This is a genomic window from Streptomyces sp. L-9-10 (assembly GCF_004151105.1).
GTDB lineage: Bacteria > Actinomycetota > Actinomycetes > Streptomycetales > Streptomycetaceae > Streptomyces.
Map to the genome: position 1 here is coordinate 192,152 of NZ_PHRF01000035.1, position 17,733 is coordinate 209,884.

15 protein-coding genes are annotated in these 17,733 nt (G+C 71.1%); 2 read left to right on the plus strand and 13 right to left on the minus strand.

What is annotated here, in order from left to right:
- Positions 1-41: 41 nt before the first annotated feature.
- The 6 genes from CU044_RS10155 to CU044_RS10180 all read right to left on the minus strand — a co-directional run bounded on the left by CU044_RS10155 (position 42) and on the right by CU044_RS10180 (position 6,067).
- Positions 42-623, minus strand: coding sequence for a hypothetical protein (locus CU044_RS10155; protein WP_240045466.1), 582 nt, complete (start codon positions 621-623; stop codon positions 42-44).
- Complete coding sequence (locus tag CU044_RS10160) at positions 620-1,795, minus strand: ROK family glucokinase (protein ID WP_129768160.1); 1,176 nt, start codon at positions 1,793-1,795, stop codon at positions 620-622. The genes CU044_RS10155 and CU044_RS10160 overlap by 4 nt, the downstream gene beginning before the upstream one ends.
- 231 nt (positions 1,796-2,026) lie before the next feature.
- Positions 2,027-2,941: an ATP-binding cassette domain-containing protein gene (locus tag CU044_RS10165; protein ID WP_240045467.1), complete on the minus strand. Its 915-nt coding sequence runs from the start codon at positions 2,939-2,941 to the stop codon at positions 2,027-2,029.
- On the minus strand, positions 2,938-4,005 hold the full coding sequence (locus CU044_RS10170; protein WP_129768161.1) for an ABC transporter permease: 1,068 nt from the start codon (positions 4,003-4,005) through the stop codon (positions 2,938-2,940). Before CU044_RS10170 ends, CU044_RS10165 begins: the two co-directional genes overlap by 4 nt.
- Positions 4,002-5,018: a sugar ABC transporter substrate-binding protein gene (locus CU044_RS10175; protein ID WP_240045468.1), complete on the minus strand. Its 1,017-nt coding sequence runs from the start codon at positions 5,016-5,018 to the stop codon at positions 4,002-4,004. The genes CU044_RS10170 and CU044_RS10175 overlap by 4 nt, the downstream gene beginning before the upstream one ends.
- A gap of 311 nt (positions 5,019-5,329) precedes the next feature.
- A complete protein-coding gene (locus CU044_RS10180; protein WP_129768232.1) occupies positions 5,330-6,067 on the minus strand; it encodes a GntR family transcriptional regulator in 738 nt (245 codons plus the stop codon).
- 167 nt (positions 6,068-6,234) lie between these two features.
- Between CU044_RS10180 and CU044_RS10185 the strand changes: the two genes are divergently transcribed.
- Positions 6,235-7,245 (plus strand): Gfo/Idh/MocA family oxidoreductase, encoded by a 1,011-nt coding sequence (locus CU044_RS10185; RefSeq protein WP_129768163.1) that lies wholly within the window; start codon positions 6,235-6,237, stop codon positions 7,243-7,245.
- A gap of 24 nt (positions 7,246-7,269) precedes the next feature.
- On the opposite strand, the gene CU044_RS10190 is transcribed toward CU044_RS10185, so the two are convergent.
- The 5 genes from CU044_RS10190 to allB all read right to left on the minus strand — a co-directional run bounded on the left by CU044_RS10190 (position 7,270) and on the right by allB (position 13,258).
- Positions 7,270-8,463 carry a cytochrome P450 gene (locus CU044_RS10190; RefSeq protein WP_129768164.1) on the minus strand — a complete coding sequence of 398 codons (1,194 nt, stop codon included), beginning with the start codon at positions 8,461-8,463 and terminating at the stop codon, positions 7,270-7,272.
- A 4-nt stretch (positions 8,464-8,467) separates the two neighbouring features.
- Complete coding sequence (locus CU044_RS10195; RefSeq protein ID WP_129768165.1) at positions 8,468-9,160, minus strand: response regulator transcription factor; 693 nt, start codon at positions 9,158-9,160, stop codon at positions 8,468-8,470.
- Complete coding sequence (locus tag CU044_RS10200) at positions 9,157-10,380, minus strand: histidine kinase (protein WP_129768166.1); 1,224 nt, start codon at positions 10,378-10,380, stop codon at positions 9,157-9,159. The genes CU044_RS10195 and CU044_RS10200 overlap by 4 nt, the downstream gene beginning before the upstream one ends.
- A 413-nt stretch (positions 10,381-10,793) precedes the next feature.
- The gene (gene alc, locus CU044_RS10205) at positions 10,794-11,924 is read right to left on the minus strand and encodes an allantoicase (protein WP_193563922.1); all 1,131 of its coding nucleotides are present in this window, start codon (positions 11,922-11,924) and stop codon (positions 10,794-10,796) included.
- Positions 11,921-13,258, minus strand: coding sequence for an allantoinase AllB (gene allB, locus CU044_RS10210; RefSeq protein WP_129768168.1), 1,338 nt, complete (start codon positions 13,256-13,258; stop codon positions 11,921-11,923). Before allB ends, alc begins: the two co-directional genes overlap by 4 nt.
- A gap of 270 nt (positions 13,259-13,528) precedes the next feature.
- On the opposite strand from allB, the gene CU044_RS10215 reads away from it, so the two are divergent.
- A complete protein-coding gene (locus CU044_RS10215; RefSeq protein ID WP_129768169.1) occupies positions 13,529-14,344 on the plus strand; it encodes an IclR family transcriptional regulator in 816 nt (271 codons plus the stop codon).
- Positions 14,345-14,431: 87 nt separating this feature from the next.
- On the opposite strand, the gene CU044_RS10220 is transcribed toward CU044_RS10215, so the two are convergent.
- Entirely contained in the window at positions 14,432-16,906 is a 2,475-nt protein-coding gene (locus tag CU044_RS10220; protein ID WP_345790128.1) for a SpoIIE family protein phosphatase, read from the minus strand.
- The gene (locus CU044_RS10225) at positions 16,884-17,612 is read right to left on the minus strand and encodes a TetR/AcrR family transcriptional regulator (RefSeq protein WP_240045469.1); all 729 of its coding nucleotides are present in this window, start codon (positions 17,610-17,612) and stop codon (positions 16,884-16,886) included. Before CU044_RS10225 ends, CU044_RS10220 begins: the two co-directional genes overlap by 23 nt.
- Positions 17,613-17,733: the final 121 nt, after the last annotated feature.

Consider the following 17,733-nt stretch of genomic DNA (forward strand, 5'->3'; position numbering starts at 1 on the left):
GGCGTACGCGTCGATCGCGTTCGTCACCGGCGTCACGGGCGTCACGGGGTCGTGGTGGAGACGACGTACACCCGGGGGAAGCCGGGTTCCGTCAGGTCCACCACCACGTCCTGGCTGGGGCGCGGGCCCTTCTGCTGGTGGCTGGTGCCCGCCCAGTCGTGGCCGGGGATGTCGAAGTTCCAGCCGACGGTCTGGCGGTCGCGCGGCGTGATCGTGATCGCGTCGTCCTGGAGCGCGGAGCGGCTGGTGCCCATCTCGGTCAGGAACGTGTCGAGCCGTCCCGAGGTGACGTCGAACTGGACGTACAGCCGGCTGGTCTTCCAGTTGCTCGTCTCGAAGTAGCGCACCCGGGTGGCGCCCAGCGGTATCGGCACCTCGAAGATGCGCCGCTTCATCTTGGAGGGGCGCGTCGGCTGGAGACCGGTGGCCGAGGACTCGGCCTCCTTGTTCCGGCCGCTCTCGCGGCTCTGCCCGGCCGAGATGACCAGGTAGCCGGCCGGGATGCCGATGAGCAGCACGATGACGATGGCCGTCAGCCAGCGGCGGCGATTGCGGTGCCCGCGGTCCTCGGGCGGCTTGCTGCCGCCCTCGTCGCGCACGGGCACGGGGAGCTCCACGGTCATGAGGGCGGCTCCTGGGGCGTACGGGGTTCCTGCGTCGGGCGGGCGGTGCGGATGGCCTGGGCGTATCTCTCGTACCGCTCATGGCGCTCCACCCGGCGGCGGTTGGCGCGGCGGAAGCGCCGGGCCACCAGCCGGGCGAGGTCGGCGGCGCCGACCATGCCCGCCTCGGGGCCGAGCTGCGCCTTGGCGATCCGTGCCTCGGGGCGGTAGCCGCGGCCGGTGAGATGGCGGCGGAAGGCGTCGCGGGCGGGGCCGATCAGCAGATCGTCGGCGGCGCTGACCCCGCCGCCGATCACGAAGCAGGACGGGTCGAGCGCGGCGGCCAGATTGGCGATGCCGACGCCGAGCCACTGGCCGATGTCCTGGAACAGCTCGACGCACATGGCGTCGCCCTCGCGGGCGAGTTCGGTGATCAGCGGTCCCGTGATGTCCTGGACGTTGCCCTTGACGCGGTCGATGATGTTGTACGCGACCGGGGAGTCGGCGGCGGCCAGCTCCCTGGCCTCGCGTACGAGGGCGTTGCCGGAGCTGTACTGCTCCCAGCAGCCCCGGTTGCCGCACGGGCAGCGGTGGCCGCCGGGCACGACCTGCATATGGCCGAATTCGCCGGCGACGCCGAACTTGCCGCGCTTGACCCGGCCGTCCTCCAGGATGGCTCCGCCGATACCGGTACCGAGCGTGATCATGACGAGATGGTCCTCGCCGCGTCCGGCGCCGAAGCGCCACTCCGCCCAGGCCGCGGTGTTGGCGTCGTTGTCGACCATCACCGGCACGGCGAGCCGTGAGGAGATCGCGTCCCTGAGGGGTTCGTCGCGCCAGGCGAGATGCGGCGCGAAGAGCACCTTGGAGCGGTCGGCGTCGACCCAGCCGGCCGCGCCGATGCCCACGGCGTGCACATCGTGGCGGTCGGAGAGGTCGAGGACCAGCTCGACGATGGTGTCCTCGACGACCCGGGGGCTCTTGGACTTGTCCGGCGTCTCGGTCCTGAGCTTCTCCAGGATGTTGCCGTCGGGATCGACGACGCCGGCCATCACCTTCGTACCGCCGATGTCGATTCCGACGGTCGGGACGCGGGGCGCGGTGAGGAGGGAGCGGCGCTCACGGGTGCCGACGGTCCTCAGGACGGTGGCGCGGGCGGTGCCGCGGTGTGCGAAGTCGCGGTAGGTGCTCATCGGCCCGGCCTGGTCTCGTCCGTCGGCGCGAGCGGCTCCGGCTCGCCGTGCCGGGTGAGTGGGCGGCTGCGTACGCGCACGAGTCGTGTCGTCCCTGCGGGGTCGGGGGCCGCCTGGCCCGGACGGGCGGCGGCGGCGGACGGTGTCCGCCGTGCCAGATTCTGCCATCCGGGGCGGGTGTGGTCGCTGTGCGGCCCGGCGGGGGCCGTACGGTGACCGCCGCGTCCCAGGTCAGTCCCTGTCGCCCGGACCGTCACCGGTGCGTCCCCCGGAGTGCCCGCCGAGATGGGCGGGCGCCGGGGCGCGCTCCAGTTCGTGGCTCAGCTCCTCCAGCTCGGAACCGCCCGCCATCTGCCGCGTCAGCTCATCCAGGGTGATGGAGTCCTTGGTATGGCTGCCCGACATGACGCCCCGCTTGAGCAGGACGAAACGGTCACCGACCAGATACGCGTGGTGCGGGTTGTGGGTGATGAGTACCACTCCGAGTCCCGCGTCACGTGCCGCGGCCACGTACTTGAGCACCACCCCGGACTGCTTCACCCCGAGCGCCGCGGTCGGCTCGTCCAGGACGAGGACCTTCGCGCCGAAATAGACGGCACGGGCGATGGCCACACACTGGCGCTCACCGCCGGACAGCGTGCCGATCGGCTGGTCGACATCGCGCAGGTCGATGCCCATCCGCAGCAGTTCGGCCCGGGTGGTCTCGCGCATGCGGGCGACATCGAGCCGTTTGAAGGGGCCGCTGCCCCTGGTCGGCTCGGAGCCGAGGAAGAAGTTCCGCCAGACCGGCATCAGCGGTACGACGGCGAGGTCCTGGTAGACCGTGGCGATCCCGCGGTCCAGGGCCTCGCGCGGGGAGGCGAGGGTGGTCTTCTCGCCCTCGATCAGGAAGTCGCCCGCGTCATGCCGGTGCAGCCCGGCGATGATCTTGATCAGCGTGGACTTGCCCGCGCCGTTGTCGCCCAGCACACAGCTGATCTCCCCCGCGTGGACCTCCAGCGAGACGCCTTCGAGGGCGCGGATATTGCCGTAGTACTTGCTGACGTCGTCGAGTTCGACCAGCGCGCCGCTCGTACTGCCCGCTGAAGCACCGCCCGCCGTTGCACTGCCCGCCGCAGCACTGCCCGCCGTCGTGTCGCCCGTCATCGTGTCGCCTCCGCACGCTTGCGCACCCACGCGTTCAGCAGGGTGGCCAGAAGGAGCATCGCTCCGAGGAAGAACTTGAACCAGTCCGGGTTCCACTCCGCGTAGACGATGCCCTTGCTGGTCATGCCGAAGATGAACGCGCCGACCGCCGAGCCGATCGCGGAGCCGTAGCCGCCGGTGATCAGACAGCCGCCGATGACGGCCGCGATGATGTAGATCAGCTCGTTGCCGACACCCTCGCCGGACTGGACGACGTCGAACGAGAACAGCAGATGCTGGCCCGAGATCCAGGCGCAGAAGGCCACGCCCATGTACAGCCCGATCTTCGTCCGCAGAACCGGGACACCGACCGCGCGGGCGGCGTCGGCGTTGCCGCCCACCGCGAAGATCCAGTTGCCGAAGCGGGTACGCAGCAGGATCCAGGTGGCGAGCGCGACCAGCCCGGCCCACCACAGGATGGTGACCTTCAGCTCGACGCCGCCGAGGGTGAGCTGGGAGGCGAAGAGCTTCCTGGCGGAGGGGAAGCCCTCCATGTCGCCGATGCTCTTGGTCGAGACCGTGTCGCTGATCAGCTTCGTCAGCCCGAGATTGAGCCCGGTGAGCATCAGGAACGTGCCCAGCGTGATGATGAAGCTCGGCAGTTTCGTACGCGTCAGCATGACCCCGTTGAAGACCCCGAAGGCCAGCGTGACCAGCAGCGACACCAGGACACCCACCCAGACGTTCGCGGTCATCTGGAAGCTGAACATCGAGGAGACCAGCGCGGAGCTGGTCACCATCACCCCGGCGGAGAGGTCGAACTCGCCGCCGATCATCAGCAGCGCCACCGGAACGGCCATGATCCCGAGCGTGGAGGCCGCGTAGAGGACGGTGCCGAAGCTGGACAGCTGGAGGAACGAGTCCGCCACGAACGAGAAGAAGAGGAAGACGGCGAGCGCGCCGACGACCGAGCCCAGCTCGGGCCGGCCGAGCAGCTTGCGCAGCGGGGAGGCGTGCAGCAGCCGCTCGTCGTCGCCCGCGGGCCGGCCGGGGCGGTCCTCGACCGGCGGGGCGGTCGCGGTCATCGGGTGCCCCGCTTCGTGTACGCGGCGAGCGCGCCGGCGTCCTTCCGCGTGATGATCTGCGGCCCGGTCAGCACGGGACGTCCGCCGCCGAGGACATCGGCGTTGTACCGGTAGAGCCAGAGCAGGTCCACGGCCTCGTACCCCTGGAGGTAGGGCTGCTGGTCGACGGCGAAGCCGAGCGCGCCGGAGGTGAGCGAGGAGGCGACCTTGGCGTTGAGGTCGAAGGTGTCGATCTCGGCCTTGCTGCCCGCGGACTCCTTGGCCTTGACGGCGGTGTCCGCGAAGGGGGCGCCGAGGGTGACGACGGCGTCGATGCTCCGGTCGGTCTGGAGCTTGGCCTCGATGGACGCCTCGACGTCCGGCATGTTCGTGCCGTCGACATAGAGGTTCTGGAGCTGCCCGTCGAAGGTCTTCTTCGCTCCCGCGCAGCGCTGCTCGTGGCCGACGTTGCCCTGCTCGTGGATGACGCAGAGGGCCTTCTTCCTCCCGCGTTTGTCCAGTTCGTCGCCGACGGCCTCGCCCGCGATGGTCTCGTCCTGGCCGATGTGGCTGAGCGCGCCGAAGGACGCGGATTCCGCCGCTCCGGAGTTGACGGTGATCACCGGGATACCGGCCTTGACCGCCTTCTCCACGACGGCCTTCATGGCGTCGGGCTTGGCGAGCGTGACGATCAGTCCGTCGACCTTCTTGTCGATGTAGGACTGCACGAGCTGGGCCTGCTGCTGGCCCTCGTCGCTGTTGGCGTAGAGGAACTTGATGTTGTCCTTGACGGCCGCCTGCTTGGCGCCGCTCTGGACGATGTCCCAGAAGGTGTCGCCGCTGCCCGAGTGGGTGACCATCGCCACGGTCCACTCGGGGGTGTCCACCGCGGCCCGCCCCTGGGCCGCCGCCTGCTGGGCCCGCTCCTCCGCGCGCTTGCCGCCGGTGCTGCTGCACCCCGCGAGAACCGAGGCCGCGAGTACCGCCGCCAGCACGGCGCTCGTCGCGCGTACCCCTGTCCGAACCCTTGCCACGACGCCGCGCCCTTCTTGCCGTACTCCGCTGTGCGGCCGGGACCCGTTCGCTCCCGGCGCCGCCCAAGTATCGGTCATGCCTGTTCGGTGGCCGGCCGGCGGGTACCGGGACGGGTGGACTCCTGGGCGGGCCGGGCCCGCTTCCCGCCCTCCGTCTCCGGTGGTTCGCGTGCTGCGAGGGGTTCGCGCCATGGATCCGCCTTCTCTCCCGGCCGCCCCGTTGCGGCTGGAGGGAGTTCTAGCCGGGCCCGTACGGACGCGTCAATACTTTGTCCGTACATGCTGACGAAGAGACGGCGGCGCCGTGGCCGCTACGGACGCACCAGCAGCTGGAACTCGAAGGAGTAGCGCGAGGCACGGTAGATGTGCGAGCCGAACTCCACGGCCCGTCCGGTGTCGTCGAACGTGGTCCGCTCCATCGTGAGCAGCGGGGCCCCGGTGGGTTCGGTGAGCCGTTCGGCCTCCTGGGCGGTGGCGGCCCGCGCGCCGACCGTCTGCCGGGCGCTGTGCAGGGTGATCCCGGCGGAGCGCATCATCCGGTAGAGACCGGTCGTCTCCAGACGCGGGGTGTCGCAGTCGAACAGCCCGATCGGCAGATGGTTGCGCAGATACGCCATCGGCTCGTCGTGCGCGTACCGCAGCCGTTCGACGAGCCGCACCTCCGCGCCCTCCGCCACCCCGAGCGCGGCGGCGACCTCGGCCGTGGCCGGTTCGACGGTGTTGCGCAGTACGCGGGTGGCCGGGCGCTGGCCGGCCGCCTCCAGATCGTCGTAGAGGCTGCTCAGCTCCAGCGGGCGCTTGACCTGGCTGTGCACGACCTGCGTGCCGACGCCCCGGCGGCGCACCAGCAGCCCCTTGTCGACCAGGGACTGGATGGCCTGCCGGACGGTGGGACGGGACAGCCCGAGCCTGCCCGCCAGCTCGATCTCGTTGCCGAGCAGGCTGCCCGGCGCCAGTCCGCCCCGCTCGATGGCCGCCTCCAGTTGCTGTGCGAGCTGGAAGTAGAGCGGGACCGGGCTGGTGCGGTCGACGCTGAGCTGGAGCGGCATGGCGTGATCCGTCTCCGGTCCGGGCGTCTCCGGTCCGGGGTGGGCTGATCTCGGCTGCTGGGGCACGGGGCGAGCGTAACCGCACGGCATGTTGACGGGAAGTCGGTACGTTCGATTGTCAGGACAAACTCTTGACATGACGAGTGCCCTGTGGCCACCTTGGGGCCATGCGCATCGGACTTATCGGCACCGGCCGTATCGGCACCTTTCACGCGGACGTGCTCAGCCGCCACCCCGACGTCGGCTCACTGGTGGTCGCGGACACCGACTCGGACCGCGCGGCGAAGATCGCCGACCGTACGGGATCGACCGCCGCCGCCTCCGTCGACGAGATCTTCTCCCAGGGCCTGGACGCCGTGGTGATCGCCTCGGCCACCGCGTCCCACGCCGATCTGATCAGCCGTGCCGCACGGGCCGGGCTCCCCGCCTTCTGCGAGAAGCCGATCGCCCTGGACCTGCCGGGGACGCTGGGCGCGCTGGGCGAGGTGGAGTCGGCGGGCACGGTGCTCCAACTGGGCTTCATGCGCCGCTTCGACGCGGGGTACGGCGCGGCGCGCGAGCTCGTACGGTCGGGCCGGCTCGGCCGGCTGCACACCGTACGGGCGATCACCTCGGACCCGGCGCCGCCGCCCGCCGCGTATCTGCCGCTCTCCGGCGGCCTGTACCGCGACTGTCTGGTGCATGACTTCGACATCATGCGGTGGGTGACCGGACGCGAGGTCGTCGAGGTGTACGCGACGGGTTCGGACGCGGGGCCCGCGATGTTCCGCGAGGCCGGCGACGTGGACACCGCCGCCGCGGTCCTCACCCTGGACGACGGGACGCTCGCCACGGCCACGGCCACCCGCTGCAACGGAGCGGGCTACGACGTACGGATGGAACTGGCGGGCGAGCTGGACCAGGTGGCGGTCGGTCTCGACGACCGTACGCCGATCACCTCGACGGAGCCGAAGGGCCCGCCGGCCCCAGGCAGCCCGTGGCCGGGCTTCCTGGAGCGGTTCGCCCCGGCGTACGAGGCCGAGCTGGACGCCTTCCTGAAGGTCGTCTCCGGCGAGCTGGAGAACCCGTGCGACGGCCGGGAGGCGCTGCACGCGCTGCGGATCGCTGAGGCGTGCGAGCGCTCCCGGCGCGAGCGACGCCCGGTGCGGCTGTCGGAGATCCCCGCCCAGGACGGCTGAGCGGGGCCGGTTTCCCTTCTGCCTCTACCAGCGCACCGGCAGCCCGCGTACCCCGCGGATCAGCAGTCCGGGCAGCCACTCGTAGGGGCCCGCCGCCGGGTCGAGCGCCAGGTCCGGGCAGCGCTCCAGCAGCGTACGGATGGCGATCCTGCCCTCCAGCCGGGCCAGCGGCGCGCCCAGGCAGAAGTGGATGCCATGGCCGAAGGCGAGATGGCCGGGGCCGCGGCCCGGGGTGGCGGAGCGGTGGATGTCGAAGCTGTCCGGATCCGGGAAACGGGCCCGGTCGCGGTCGGCGGAGGCCAGGGAGATCAGGACCATCTCGCGGGCCGGTATCACCGTGTCGCCATAGGTGACCGGCTCGCTGGTGAACCGTGCGGTACTGGTCTCCACCGGCCCCTCGAACCGCAGTGTCTCCTCGATCGCGCCGTCGAGCAGACCGAAGTCGGCCCGCAGAGCGGCCAGTTGACCGGGGTTGCCGAGCAGCGTCCGGACCGCGTTCGCGATCAGGTTGACGGTCGTCTCATGACCGGCGATCAGCAGGACATAGGCCCAGGCGCGCAGCTCGGCCGCGGAGAGCCGGTCACCGTCCTCCGCGCGGGTGCGCAGCAGGGTGGAGAGCAGATCGTCGCCGGGCGCCGAGACACGCTTGTCCTCGATGAGCGCGTCGAGATACGCGCAGAGCTCGACGGTGTTGTCGCGCGCGCCGGTGGCCGTGGTCGGCGCGACGATCTCGTTCGTCCAGGCCCGGAAGGTGTCACGGTCCGCGTGCGGCACACCGAGCAGTTCGCAGATGACGGTGATGGGCAGCGGGAAGGCCAGCGCGTCGACCAGATCGCCCTGTCCGGCCGGGACCATGGCGTCCAGCAGGTCATCGGTGATCTGCTGGACGCGCGGGCGCAGCTTCTCCACTCTGCGCGGGGTGAACTCGGGGGCGACCAGCTTGCGCAGCCGCGTGTGGTCCGGCGGGTCGAGGGTCAGCACGTGCGGGCCCATGATCGCCTCGTCGGTCGACTCGTACCCCATGACGGAGAGCGACTTCGACAGCCGCGCGTCGGCGAGGGCGAGACGCCCCTCCTCGTATCCGACGACCAGCCAGAAGCGATTGCCGTCCGGGGTCCGGATCTCGTGGACGGGGCCCGTTTCGCGCATCTTCTCGTAGTACGGATAAGGATTTACGTTGAAGTCCGGTCCGTAATCTGCCAGTTCGATAGCCGCCATCGGATCAGCGTACGTCGCCGCCGCGGCCACCGTCCTCCCCCATGGCCGGATCGGCATCATGCACCAACAGGGCGATCTGGACACGGTTGTTGAGCCCGAGTTTGGCCAGGATGCGGGAGACATGGGCCTTGACGGTGGGGACGCTCATATAGAGCCCGGCGGCGATCTCGGCGTTCGACTGGCCGCGGCCCACGGCGAGCGCGACCTCCCGCTCGCGCTCGGCGAGGGAGTCGAGCCGGTCCGCCGCCGCGGCGTCCCTCCGGGCGCCGGCGGGCGCCCCCGCCACATGGGTCATGAGCTGGCGGGTGACCGCCGGCGACAGCACCGGATCCCCGGCAGCCACCCGCCGTACCGCGGTGACGATCTCGGCGGGCGGGGTGTCCTTGAGAACGAATCCGGCCGCCCCGGCGCGCAGCGCCCGCAGCACCTGTTCGTCCGCGTGGAAGGTGGTCAGCACGAGCACCTCCGGGGCGTCCTGGCGGCGGCGCAGCGTCTCCGTGGCCGTCAGACCGTCCACTTTGGGCATCCGGATGTCCATCAGCACCACATCGGGCGCGGTCCGCTCGATCAGCGCCGGGACCTCGGCGCCGTCGGCGGCCTCCCCGACGATCTCGATGTCGTCGGCGCCGCCGAGCATGAACGTCAGTCCCGCGCGGACAAGGGGGTCGTCGTCGACGATGATCAGCCGGATACTCATGAGGCCCACGGTAGCCAAGCGCGAACGGCGAACCCGCCGTCGCCGGTGGCCCCGTGCTCGAACCGGCCGCCGGCCAGCAGCGCGCGCTCGGTCAGCCCGATCAGCCCCTGGCCGGAACCCGGCACCCTCGGGACCTCGCCCCGCGGCGCGGCGTTGCGCACTTCCACGGTGAGACCGTCCCCCGGCCCGCCGCTCACCTCGACGGTGGCCTCGGTGCCCGGCGCGTGCTTGCGGGCGTTGGTCAGACCCTCCTGGGCGATGCGGTAGGCGGTACGGCCCGTGGCGGCGGGCACCTCGGCCGGATCGTCGACCCGGCTGTCCAGTGTCACGTTCATCCCGGCCTCCCGCGACTCGGCGACCAGCGCGTCCAGGGTGGCCAGCGTGGGCTGCGGCCGGTGGCCCTCGTCGCCGGGTTCCCGCAGCACCCCGATGATCATGCGCAGGTCCTGGAGCGCCTCGTGCGCGCTGTCCCGGATCACCCCGGCCGCCCTGGCGACCTCGGGCGCCGGCGCGTCGGGCCGGAACTCCAGCGCGCCCGCGTGGACGCTGAGCAGCGTCAGCCGGTGCGCGAGCACGTCGTGCATCTCCCGCGCGATGGCCTCACGCGCGAGCCGCTGCGCCTGCTCGGCCCGCAGCTCGGCCTCGGCCTCCGCCCGCGTCGCCCGCTCGCGCAGCGCGACGACCAGCTGACGCCTGGCCCGCACGAGCATGCCCCAGCCGGTGACCATCAGGATCAGTACGACGGTCGCGATGAGCGCGGTCACCAGCGACGTCCCCGGATCGGGCCGGATCCACGCCTGCAAGCACCCGGCCACCAGGGACAGCCCGCCGACGGCCGCGACGGTCCGGAACGGCCGGTGCACGGCCACACAGAAGAGCGCCACGAGCGCGGCCCCGCCGGTGACCGGCGCCACCACGTTGACCACGGCGAGCACGACCGCGAGCACCACGGGCCAGCGCCGCCGCGTCCACAGCGCGCAGCAGGCCAGCACGCCCGCGATCATGTCGACGAAGACGATGTTCTCGGAATTGCCGGCCTTCTCGCTGGCCTCCAGGGCGAGCAGTCCGATGGTGGCGGCGAGGAGGAACATCAGGGTGTCGATGATCCAGTCCCGCACGGTCCGCCGCGGCCGGGCACGGCCACGGTCGCCGGGCAGCTCGGGGCCTCGTGGGTCGATCATCTCCGAGGGGAGCAGCCAGGGGTAGTCCGTGCGTGTCATATTGACAATTTACGCAGGTGGGGCGGGGCGGACCGGGTCGGCGAGGTCGGAAGCTACCAAAGTCGGCCGAGAGCCGACGATGGTTTCCGCGGGTGCGTCTTCTGGCGGGTGCGTCTTCTGGCGGGGGCGCCTTCTGGCGGGGGCGTGGTCCCGGGGTGCGTTTCGGCTCGGGCCGGTGATTGTGTGCGGGTTGTCGCCGGGTGGCGCTCCGGGTCTCGCGTCCGGGACGGCATGATTTACGGCGCGACTCCGGCCAGTCGATGGTTCGGGCGTCCGCGCGCCACACATCACGCTCCACGTCCCGGACACGCCCCCCCTTCACCGCCCTTCACCGCCCGTCACCGACAGGCCCGGCCGTGCGCCGGGGCGGGTGGGGCGCGGCGGCCCCGTCCGGAAAACACCGCACCCCCCAGCTACCCCCCGCCCAGCTCCCCGTGCCGCGCCGCCAGTCCCGCCGCGCCCCCCTCCGTCAACCCCCCGAACACCCGCAGTCGCGACACCCCTCCGTCCGGGAAGATGTCCAGCCTGACCTCCGTCGCCACCACCCCCGCCCCCAGCGCGAACCGGTGGTTCGTGTCCGGCTGCAGCCTCGTCCGGGGCAGCGTCTCCGTCCACTCCGCCGTCTCCCCGTCCCGTACCGACAGCGTCGCCCACCCCGCCGCGTTGCCCTTCAGGTACGCCGTGTCGATCTCGACCGCGCGGATCTCGGCCTGTGCCACCAGCCGGTAGTGGATCCAGTCGTTCCCCTTGTCCCGGCGGCGCCGGGTCTCCCAGCCGTCGTCCATCTTGTGGGAGCGGCCCGGCTGGATGGTGTTCGTGGCGGGCGAGTAGAAGCGGTCGGAGGCGTCCTCCACCCCGCCGCCGTTCTCCAGCGCGACGAGGTCGAACGTACCGAGGGCGGCGAGCCACGCGGGGTCGGGCGCGACCTCGCCGTAGACGCGGAGCCGGGCGATGCCGCCGTCGGGATGCTGGTTCAGCCGCAGATGCGTGAAGCGCTGTTCCACGTCGACCGCGAAGCCGTTCGCGGCATGGCCGCCGATGGCCGTGCGGGGCACCAGTTCCGTCCACTTCACGCCGTCGCCGCACAGGTCCTCGGGCGACGGGGAGCCGGGCAGCGAGGTGGCCTCCACCGAGACCGCCTGTGGGTAGTTGCCGCGGAAGTGGGCGGTGTCGACGACGATTCCCCGGATCACCCCCGGCGCGCCGAGCCTGACCAGGGCCCAGTCGTGGTCCGCGTCGGTCGGGTGCGGCGACCCGGCGCCGGAGCCGCGGCGGCGGCGGGTCTCCCAGCCGTCCATGATCTTGCCCTTGTGGCCGAAGCGCTCCGGGTCGAACTCCGCCGCTCCGGGCTTCAGCAGGTTCTCGCGTTCGGCGAAGAACTCGTCGTTGGCGGCGATGACACCGGCCCCCAGCCGGCGGTCGGCGAGATCGGCGAGGTGGGCGAGGTGGGCGAAGGGAAAGTCGGTGGTGCGGTAGTCGGCGTACGGGTCGCCGCCGCCGTACGGGCGGGCGTCACCGGTGAACAGGGCTTCGGGCACGGTCAGTTGTTCCTTTCGAGCAGATGGCCGGTGGGCTCCGTGAGCACGCCGTCATGGACGATCCGGGTGCCGCGCAGCCAGGTGGATCCGATGACGCCGTACAGCGTCCTGCCCGCGTACGCCGTCACCTGATTGCGGTGGTGGAGGCGGGCCGGGTCGACGGTGAAGGTCTCGTCCGGCGCGAGGACCGCGAAGTCGGCGTCGCGGCCCGTCTCGATGGCGCCCTTGCGGGTCAGTCCGGCGAGCGCGGCGGGGGCCGTCGACATCCAGCGGACGACGTCCTCCAGCGGCCGGCCGCGGCGGCGGGCCTCGGTCCATATCGCCGGCAGGCCCAGCTGGAGGGAGGAGATACCGCCCCAGGCGGTCCCGAAGTCGGGGGTCTTGAGCTCGGTGGTGCAGGGCGAGTGGTCGGAGACGACGCAGTCGATGGTGCCGTCGGCGAGGCCCTGCCAGAGCGCGTCCTGGTTCGCGGCCTCGCGGATCGGCGGGCAGCACTTGAACTCCGTTGCCCCGTCCGGGACTTCCTCGGCGGTGAGGGTCAGGAAGTGCGGGCAGGACTCGACGGTGATCCGCACGCCGTCCCGCTTGGCCTCGGCGATCAGCGGCAGCGCGTCGGACGACGACAGATGCAGTACGTGGACCCTGGCGTCGAGCCGCCGGGCCTGCGCGATCAGGCTCGTGATCGCGGTGTTCTCGGCGTCGCGCGGCCGGGACGCCAGGAAATCGGCGTAGGCGGGGCCGCTCGGCCGGGGCGCGGCCGCCAGTTCGCGCGGGTCCTCGGCGTGCACGATCAGCAGTCCGCCGAAGCCGGTGATCTCGGCGAGCGAGCGGCCGAGCTGTTCCTGGTCCAGCGCGGGGAATTCGTCGACTCCGGACGGCGACAGGAAGCTCTTGAAGCCGAAGACCCCGGCGTCGTGGAGCGGGCGCAGGTCCTTGACGTTGTCCGGGACGGCGCCGCCCCAGAAGCCGACGTCGATATGGGCCTTCGTACGGGCCACCTCGCGTTTGGTGCGCAGATGGGCGGCCGTGGTGGTGGGCGGCAGGGAGTTCAGCGGCATGTCGAGGAGCGTGGTGATCCCGCCGGCCGCCGCCGCACGGGTGGCGGTCCAGAAGCCTTCCCACGCGGTGCGTCCGGGGTCGTTCACATGGACGTGTGTGTCGACGAGGCCGGGGAGCACGACATCGCCGCCGACGTCCTCCAGCCGGGCGCCGGGCGGCACCTCCGCGTCGTACGGCAGTACGCCCGCGATCCTGCCGTCGGCGACGGCGATCGAGGCCGCCCGCGTCCCTTCCGGCGTGATGACGCGCGTCGAGCGCAGTACCAGGCTCACATCGGACACCGGTGCCCCTCACTGAGCGAGATTTCAACAACCTGTTGAAGGAGTCTTCACTCCCGATCCTGACCAGTCAAGACCGGACCGGGCCTGAATGTTTCCGTGAAGTGAAAACTTGATTTCGCAATATAGAATGGACGAATCGCACACAATTGACCGCGGACGCCGGACAGAAACGTCCTGACCGGCGGAGACGCTCCACCATCGATCAAGTACCCGGCCGCACGGCCCGGTAGGCTGCTTGCCTGCACCGCTCGCCCTGAAAGGACCGTTGTCGTGCCGTCGTCCAGTGCCAGCACCACCGACGCCACCAAATCCGCCTCCGCCGGCGGCGTCCAGTCCCTTGAGCGCGCCTTCGACCTGCTCGAACGAATGGCGGACGCGGGCGGCGAGGTCGGGCTCAGCGAACTCTCGGCGAGCAGCGGGCTGCCCCTGCCGACCATCCACCGGCTGATGCGCACGCTGGTGGCCTGCGGCTATGTGCGCCAGCAGACCAACCGCCGGTACGCGCTCGGCCCCCGGCTGATCCGGCTCGGCGAGTCCGCGTCGCGCCTGCTCGGTACATGGGCGAGGCCCTATCTGGCCCGGCTGGTCGAGGAGACCGGCGAGACGGCGAACATGGCGCTGCTCGACGGCGACGAGATCGTGTATGTCGCGCAGGTCCCCTCGAAGCACTCGATGCGGATGTTCACCGAGGTCGGCCGGCGGGTACTGCCGCACTCCACGGGCGTGGGCAAGGCGCTGCTCGCGCACATCTCACCGGAGGAGGTCCGCGCCCTGCTGTCCCGTACGGGGATGCCGGCCGCCACCGAGAAGACGATCACGACACCCGACGGCTTCCTGGACGCCCTGGAGCTGGTGCGCCGGGCGGGGTACGCGGTCGACGACAACGAGCAGGAGATCGGCGTCCGCTGCCTGGCTGTTCCGGTGCCCAACTCCCCCACGGCCGCGGCCATCTCCATCTCGGGTCCGGCGGGCCGGGTGACGGAGGAGGCTACGGAACGGATCGTTCCGGTGCTCCAGGAGGTCGCGCGGGATCTCTCCGAGGCCCTGGCGAACACAGCGCAGGCGCAGGCGCAGTCACACGTCTAGGGCGTGTTGCGAAAGTAGTGCCGTCCGCCGGGAGGCCGGGGCCTGCGAACGTCCGGTACGCAGCGGATCCTCCGCCGCGGAGCGTGGTCACTCCACGGGTTTGAGTTCCTGTTCGGCCCAGACGATCTTGCCCTCAGCGGTGTAGCGGGTGCCGTGTCTCCGGGAAAGCTGCGAGACGATGAAGAGGCCTCGGCCGCTCTCGTCGGTCGCACGGGCATGGCGCATGCGCGGGGCGGTGTCGCTGGCGTCGGAGACCTCGCAGACAAGCACGCGGTGCCGGATCAGACGGAGGGTGACCGGCGCGGCACCATGGCGAAGGGCGTTGGTGACCAGTTCGCTGACGATGAGTTCGGTGGTGGCCGCGAGATTCTCCAGTCCCCACTCGGTCAGCTGAGCGGTGACCAGCGCGCGGGCCCGACCGACGACGACCGGCTCGCCCGCCAGCTCCCAGGAAGCGACCTGCGTCGGCCTGAGAGAACGGGTCCGGGCGAGGAGCAGCGTGGCGTCGTCGAACGGTGCCTGGGTCGGCAAGGTGTCGATCACGTCCGAGCAGAGCTCTTCCAGGGGGCGGTCCGGCCGCGCCGCCAGGGCAGTGCCCAGTCGGAGCAGCCCCGCGTCGATGTCCTGGTCGCGGGTCTCGACCAGTCCGTCGGTATAGAAGGCGAGTACGGAGCCCTCGGGAAGTTCCAGCTCCGCGGCTTCGAAGGAGCCCAGTCCGACGCCGAGCGGCAGGCCGGACGGCAGGTCGGGGAAGGTGACCTGGCCCTGTGGCCCGATGATCGCGGGCGGCGGGTGCCCCGCTCGTGCCATCGTGCAGTGCCGCGTCACCGGGTCGTAGACGGCGTAGAGGCAGGTGGCCCCCACCGCCACGGTTGTGTGGTCCTCGGAGTCGGCGCCCTCCTCGGCGAGGCGGTCGATCGTGTCGTCGAGGTGGGCCAACAGCTCGTCGGGAGGCAGGTCCAGGTTCGCGAGCGTATGCACGGCCGTACGGAGCCTGCCCATGGTCGCCGCGGCGTTGATGCCGTGCCCGACGACGTCACCCACGACCAGCGCGACCCGGGCGCCGGACAGGGGGATCACATCGAACCAGTCACCTCCCACCCCGTCCTCCGTGTCCGCGGGAAGGTAGCGGGAAGCCACCTCGACGGCGTCCCCGCCGGTGATGCGGCGCGGGAGCAGGTTGCGCTGGAGCGCGAACGCCGCGGCACGCTCGCGGACGTACCGGCGGGCGTTGTCCAGTGACAGCGCGGCGCGGGAGACGAGTTCCTCGGCGAAGAGCAGATCATCCGCCTCGAAGGGCGCCGGGTCCTCCATGCGGACGAAGACCGCCACCCCCAGCACCGCCCCGCGCGCGTGGATCGGCACGACCATCAGGGAGTGCATCCCGTGGTCGCGGATCTTCTCCGACCGCCCCGGATCCTGGCCGAGCCACGTGCTGCCGACGTCCAGCACCGGTTCCAGGTGGGATCTGCCCGAGGTCAGGACCTCGGTGAAGGGCGAGTACGCGGGGACGAAGACCTGCTCCCCCCGTGGCCAGAGGGACTCCGGGGCCCCCTCGTGGATCGATGCGACGCCGGCTCGGCGGAAGGCCGGTATACGTCCGTTCGTCGCGCCGAGCCGGGCCAGGGAGTCCTCGCCCAGCGGTACCGACTCCGCCAGGTCGACGGTGACGTACTCCGCGATGCGCGGCACGGCGAAGTCGGCGAGTTCCTGCCCGGTCCGCATCACGTCCAACGTGCTGCCGATCCGCGTGCCGGCCTCGCTGAGGACAGCCAGGCGCTCCCGTGCTCGCTGTCTGTCCGTCACATCCACGCTCATGACGCACACACCCAGGACGTGGCCCTGGGCGTCATCGAGGCGGAAGAAGGAGGTCGAGAACGAGTTCTCCCGGCGTGGCACCGCCCTGTCCGGCGCACCTGGCAGACACACCCGGTATTCGAGGTCGACTGTCGGGATGCCGCTCTCCAGGACCTGCCGCATCACCGCCTCGACCTTCCGGGCCTCGCTCCCCGGCAGTACCTCCGTCAGCCGCCGCCCGAGCCGTACGTCACGGGGGAGGCCGTCCTGAAGTGCCAGGGCGTCGTTCACCCAGGTACAGCGCAGTTCCGGATCGCGGACGGCGATGCCGATCGGCGCACTCGACAGAAGCGACTCGACCCCCGTCCCGTCCACCGGCCACGAGGAGATCCCGGTCATGTCGGCCACGGAGACGAGCCAGTGGGTCCCCGCGCCCTGCCCCGACAGCGGGCAGGCCCTGAGGGTCACGTCCAGAGGGCTGCCGTCGCGGTGGCGGAGCCCGACGCCTCCGGGCCGGCCGCACTCGGCGCCGTCCCGCTCCGCGCTTGCCGATGCCTTCGAGACGGCCTCAAGGGTCGGCAGCACCTCCGCGGCGGCGCGGCCGACCGCGTCCGCGGCCGGGAAACCGACGAGTCGCTCAGCGGCCTGAGTCCACCCGATCACGGTCCCTTCCGCATCGATGACCGCTATGGCCGCGCCGATCGTCCGCTCTGTCTCGTTTCCGGCGTTCGGCGGCAGGTCCCTACATGTGACCATCGCGGCCATCCCTCCTGTCGGGTGCGCACCGGACCGCAGGAGGACCCGTGTCGGCGATGCGATCGAGCCACTCCGACAGCAGCGCGCGCTCGGAACGCGTCAGCACGGTGGTGCCGCGGTCGCGCAACGCCTCGCGCAGGGCCACGGCTCGCCCGGCGACGCCCGGCGCCGCCTCCTGCTCGCACTCACCCGCGGTCGTGATCGTTCGCAGCACGTGTTCGCGGGCGACCGCCGGAAGTCCGAGGTCCCGCTCGGAGGGCGGGGTCGCGATCAGTGACAGCACGACACCGAGACCACTGGCATGCATGAGCCGGGTCGCGCGCTCCACGCTCATGCGGAGCCGGCCGCCGACCGCCACCCGGGTCAGGTTCCGGCGCAGGATCGCGCTGGTCTCCAACCCGGCGGGGATGTCCCCTCGGTAACGCCCTTCGCCGTACATCAGTACGTAGAAGCCCGGCCGCGAAAGACCGAAATCCACATGGAGATCCCACGAGCGGCGCAGGTCGGCGATGGGGTCGTCGGTCTCCTCCAGGGCCCGCTTCTCGATGAGGTACTGCCGGAACCCGTAGGCGGCGAGCGCGTCGAGCAAACCTTCCTTGTCACCGAACAGCCGGTACAGCGTCGGTGGCTGAATCCCGGCCGCGGCGCTCACCGCCCGGGTGGAGACAGCCGTGCGGCCCTCGCTCGTCAAGAGATCCGCCGCGGCGCCCAGCACTCGTTCCCGAGTACGCGCGGTTCGCTTCTGCATACACCTAATTTACAGGCGATATCATCATTTCGAGCTCATTGATATGATTTTTGCGAGGGTCCGACATCTTCGCGCCGGCGAGAAGCAT

What these genes read in the sequence shown, in the direction of transcription:
- CU044_RS10155 (WP_240045466.1), bottom strand. Translation starts at nt 623, where the DNA reads ATGACCGTGGAGCTCCCCGTGCCCGTGCGCGACGAGGGCGGCAGCAAG.
- CU044_RS10160 (WP_129768160.1), bottom strand. Translation starts at nt 1,795, where the DNA reads ATGAGCACCTACCGCGACTTCGCACACCGCGGCACCGCCCGCGCCACC.
- CU044_RS10165 (WP_240045467.1), bottom strand. Translation starts at nt 2,941, where the DNA reads ATGACGGGCGACACGACGGCGGGCAGTGCTGCGGCGGGCAGTGCAACG.
- CU044_RS10170 (WP_129768161.1), bottom strand. Translation starts at nt 4,005, where the DNA reads ATGACCGCGACCGCCCCGCCGGTCGAGGACCGCCCCGGCCGGCCCGCG.
- CU044_RS10180 (WP_129768232.1), bottom strand. Translation starts at nt 6,067, where the DNA reads ATGCCGCTCCAGCTCAGCGTCGACCGCACCAGCCCGGTCCCGCTCTAC.
- CU044_RS10185 (WP_129768163.1), top strand. Translation starts at nt 6,235, where the DNA reads ATGCGCATCGGACTTATCGGCACCGGCCGTATCGGCACCTTTCACGCG.
- CU044_RS10190 (WP_129768164.1), bottom strand. Translation starts at nt 8,463, where the DNA reads ATGGCGGCTATCGAACTGGCAGATTACGGACCGGACTTCAACGTAAAT.
- CU044_RS10195 (WP_129768165.1), bottom strand. Translation starts at nt 9,160, where the DNA reads ATGAGTATCCGGCTGATCATCGTCGACGACGACCCCCTTGTCCGCGCG.
- CU044_RS10200 (WP_129768166.1), bottom strand. Translation starts at nt 10,380, where the DNA reads ATGACACGCACGGACTACCCCTGGCTGCTCCCCTCGGAGATGATCGAC.
- CU044_RS10220 (WP_345790128.1), bottom strand. Translation starts at nt 16,906, where the DNA reads ATGGCCGCGATGGTCACATGTAGGGACCTGCCGCCGAACGCCGGAAAC.